Annotated in this window: 3 protein-coding genes; 1 reads left to right on the top strand and 2 read right to left on the bottom strand. The window is 72.8% G+C overall.

Annotated features, from left to right (window positions below; all coding sequences use genetic code 11):
• Nucleotides 1-30 precede the first annotated feature (30 nt).
• Together ACOV8S_RS15965 and ACOV8S_RS15960 are read right to left on the bottom strand one after the other, a co-directional pair.
• Entirely contained in the window at nt 31-192 is a 162-nt protein-coding gene (locus ACOV8S_RS15965; RefSeq protein ID WP_170145095.1) for a hypothetical protein, read from the bottom strand.
• A 207-nt stretch (nt 193-399) separates the two neighbouring features.
• The gene (locus tag ACOV8S_RS15960; RefSeq protein WP_448318481.1) at nt 400-2154 is read right to left on the bottom strand and encodes a hypothetical protein; all 1755 of its coding nucleotides are present in this window, start codon (nt 2152-2154) and stop codon (nt 400-402) included.
• Nucleotides 2155-2795: 641 nt separating this feature from the next.
• Here ACOV8S_RS15960 and mscL point away from each other — a divergent pair.
• Nucleotides 2796-3290, top strand: coding sequence for a large conductance mechanosensitive channel protein MscL (gene mscL / locus ACOV8S_RS15955; RefSeq protein ID WP_448318876.1), 495 nt, complete (start codon nt 2796-2798; stop codon nt 3288-3290).
• The last annotated feature ends 222 nt before the right edge of the window (nt 3291-3512 follow it).

Genomic DNA, 3512 nt, shown 5'->3' with positions numbered 1-3512 from the left:
CGCGAGAGCGGGGGCGCCGGGCAGGCGGCGTCAGCGGGTGCGGCGGCCGCCCAGACCGGCGAGGTGCAGGGCGACGGCTGCGAGGCCGAGCAGGGTGAGGTTGCCGGAGCTGAACACGGCGTTGGTGTCCAGCTCGGTGGCGTTGATCAGGAAGGCGATGACGAACAGCACGGCACCGGCTATCGCAAGCATGGGGGCCACTCCTTGTTCGGTTGTCGGTCGTTGTTGTGTATGCGTCGTCCCGGGCGGGCGGCGGCCCCGCGTCCCTGAAGCCGTGGCCACCGCCCGTGCCTTCCGTCTGCCCCGCTTCCCGGCGATCAGACTCCCCGTCCGACGCAGCCTCGTGCCGCGGCCCCCCCGCCCCAACCGCAATGGCCCGCAGAGCAGTTGCGACGGGTGTCAGTTGGTCCGGGTGTTGGTCAGGTGCGCGCCTATGTACCCGACGATCACCCGGCCCGTGATCCCCTTGGTGTCGTCCAGGAAGTACACGCGCGGCGAGGTGCTCCCCTTGCTGTCGATCTTCAGGTGCGACTGCATCTCCGCCATGCCCGAGGCGTCGACCCCCGGCGGGACCGGGAAGATCCGCTCCTCGCCCCACCGGTTCATGGTCGTCTCCGACTCCACCAGCGCCACCTGCTTGCGCGGCCACTCGCCGCCCGACTGCGGCGAGGAGCAGTACTGGTAGAAACCGCCCTTGAAGCCGTCCTTCGCCGCTCTGGCGTAGGAGTTGAGGGCCCGCAGCCCCTTCCACGCCTTGGCCGCCCAGATGTGGCCGCGCTGCGCGTCGTCGAGCTCCAGGGCCCGCTGGGCGTCCGCCGTGACCAGGACGCCGTCCAGGGACCCCAGGCGCTCCCACACGGTGGCGAACGAGTCGGGGGCGCCGGCCGCCTCCTTGACGACCGTCTCCTCGTACCGGCCCTCCTCGCACAGCCGCTCGCGCAGGACGTACACCTCGGCCCGGGCGGCCTCCTCGCCGTCCATCGCGCGCAGCGCCGTCTCCATGTCCTCCTCGGCCTGGGAGACGGCCCGGTCCCGCTGCTCCTCCAGCGCGGCCAGGCTGCGCGCGGACAGCTCCGCGTCCAGCCGGGCCTGACGCAACTCCTCGCGGGCCCGCTCGAGTTCGGCCCGCAGCTCCTCGGCCTCCCCGCGCAGCCGGGCCGCCTCGTCCGGGTCCGCCGACGGCGGCGCGTCCGGCGGCGTGTCCGGCGGCGGCAGGACCGGTACGGCGGCGGACCGCCCGGCGCCCCGCCCGATGCCCGGCCCGTGCTCCCGCCCGCCGTGCCGCCGCGCGGTCTCGTCGGGGAAGAGCACCCTGCGCAACGGCCGGGGCAGCGGCGCCGCGGTGGACAGGCGCTGCACGGCGCGCACCATCCCGAACCAGGCGCGGTCCTCCGCGTCGCACATCCGGGCGGCGGTCAGGAAGCGGTGGCGTGAGGCGTCCTTGCCCCAGGCGGGATCGACATCGGTCAGGTACGTGCGCACGGCTCCCGGGGCCACCCCGTGGTCCTCGCCTATCGCCTCCCGGAAGGCGTCCACCGCCTCCAGGTCGGCCAGCCGGTACAGCGACGCGGCCCCCGCGGCCTGCCGGACGATCCGCTCCAGCCGCTCCGACCACAGCCCGTCGACGGGCGGTCGCACCGGATCGGCGGCCACCACGACGGGCAGCCGGCGCTGCGGGTCGCAGAGCACGTCCATCAGCGTCTCGACGCCGCCCGCCTCCACGCACTGCGCGTCCAGCGTCAGCCGGGCCGACCCGTCCTCCGGCCGCAGCGCCGCCACCAGGTCCCGCACCAGCTTGGGCCGCCCCGGCCGTGGCCGCGCGCCCTCGTCAGGGAACACCTCCAGGCCCACCGACACCGCGGCCATGTCCTCCGAGGCCAGGGCCGTGATGGTGGTGCGCCAGACCGCCTCCTCCTTCTCCTCCCGCAATTGCAGTCGTATCGCGCGTTCGGAGCTGTCGGGGAGACGTGTCGTGTGGTTGGTCAGCACCGTGGCCGGGTCCAGCCGGTGCCGGCCGGGTTCCAGCGGGGCGGCGCCGTACCTGTCCAGCAGCCATCGGGCACTGGTACGGCGCACGTCCTCGAAGAGCGTCTCGGCATCAGGAACGGTCAGTACCGTTCTGTGGGCGAGTGGATGGTCGCTGAGGTCCGTCACGGGTCGGTACTCCCTCCACGCAGGCGGGGCCGGAACGACCCCGCGCCAATCGCAGAGCTCCTGTCCGGCACCCTGCCGCCCACAGGAGTTCGACGCTTGTTCCGCCAACGAGCGTCGAAATGCGTGAGTTCCAACCGTCCTCCGAACGGGTGACGGTTTTTTCCTTCCGGTCCCGATCCGGGGAGCCGGTCCCGGCATCTGAGCAAACTCGTTCCGTTTTCCGGGCATGAACCGGGGAGTCCGGGTAACGAGGAGACCACCGTCGTGGCCGGGTGGCCGGACGGGGCGTGTGCGGAGTTCGAACCGCACGACGGCGACGCCCTTTCCGGCGCCCGGCCCGATGGGTCTCCGGCCTCACTCCACGTCATGGCCTCACGCGGGAGTGAGGGTGTATGTCGTGCGGACCGTCGAGGTGCCGCATCGCGCGGCGGCGGATCCCCTCGAAGGCGTAGCCCGTCTTCTCGGCCACCCGGCAGGACGCCGGGTCGTCGGTCGAGTGCTGCAACTCCAGCCGTGTGAAGCCGCCTCCCCCCAGATCGAGGGAACGGATTGCGCCGGGCTGACGCCCGCCCCCTAGGGTTCGATCGTTGTGTTTCTCGACGGCGGCATGCGTGCCGACCGGTTCGGTACGGAAGGGGCCTCTGGTGAGCGAGGAGAAGGTCAGCGTGCTGGAGGGCTTCAAGGCCTTCCTGATGCGGGGCAACGTGATCGACCTGGCCGTGGCGGTCGTGATCGGCACCGCGTTCACGAACATCGTGAACAAGATCGTCGAAGGTGTGATCAACCCCGTCGTCGGCGCCTTCGGCACGATGGATCTCGCGCAGTACAGCGTCTGCATCGAGGGGGACTGCACGAAGAAGGGGCAGGGCGTCGAGATCATGTGGGGCCTGGTGCTCAGCGCCACGCTGACCTTCCTGATCACCGCGGCGGTCGTCTACTTCCTGATGGTCCTGCCCATGTCGCGGGTGCTGGCCCGCCAGGCGGCCCGCCGCAAAGCCAAGGAGGCGCAGGAGCGGCGGGTGGAGGACCCGGTGACCGTCACCGAGCTCGAGGTCCTGCAGGAGATCCGCGACGCACTGGTCCAGCAGCGTCAGGGCGGCACCACGGCGGGCGGCAACGTCGTCTCCCCCCGCTGAGGCCGGGGGGTGGTCCCGGCCCCAGCGGGACGGGACGCCCGCGCCGCGTGGGCCCCTGCGCGCCGTGAGTGCCTTTGCGGGCAGCGAACGCCCTGGCCCCCGGCCCGGTGACCCCCGCGCGCCCGGTGGTCAGGTGCGGGGTGGCCGGAGGCGGAACCGCAGGCGGGGCGGCCAGGAGCGGGCGGCCGGGGCGGCGCGGGGGGCGCTGCCGCGGGCCCCGGC

Source organism: Streptomyces sp. CO7, from assembly GCF_053474865.1.
This window is presented reverse-complemented; position numbering and strand designations above follow the sequence as displayed.

Bases quoted from the DNA above. Each gene is read 5' to 3' on its own strand.
- ACOV8S_RS15965 (WP_170145095.1), bottom strand. From the start codon at position 192: ATGCTTGCGATAGCCGGTGCCGTGCTGTTCGTCATCGCCTTCCTGATC.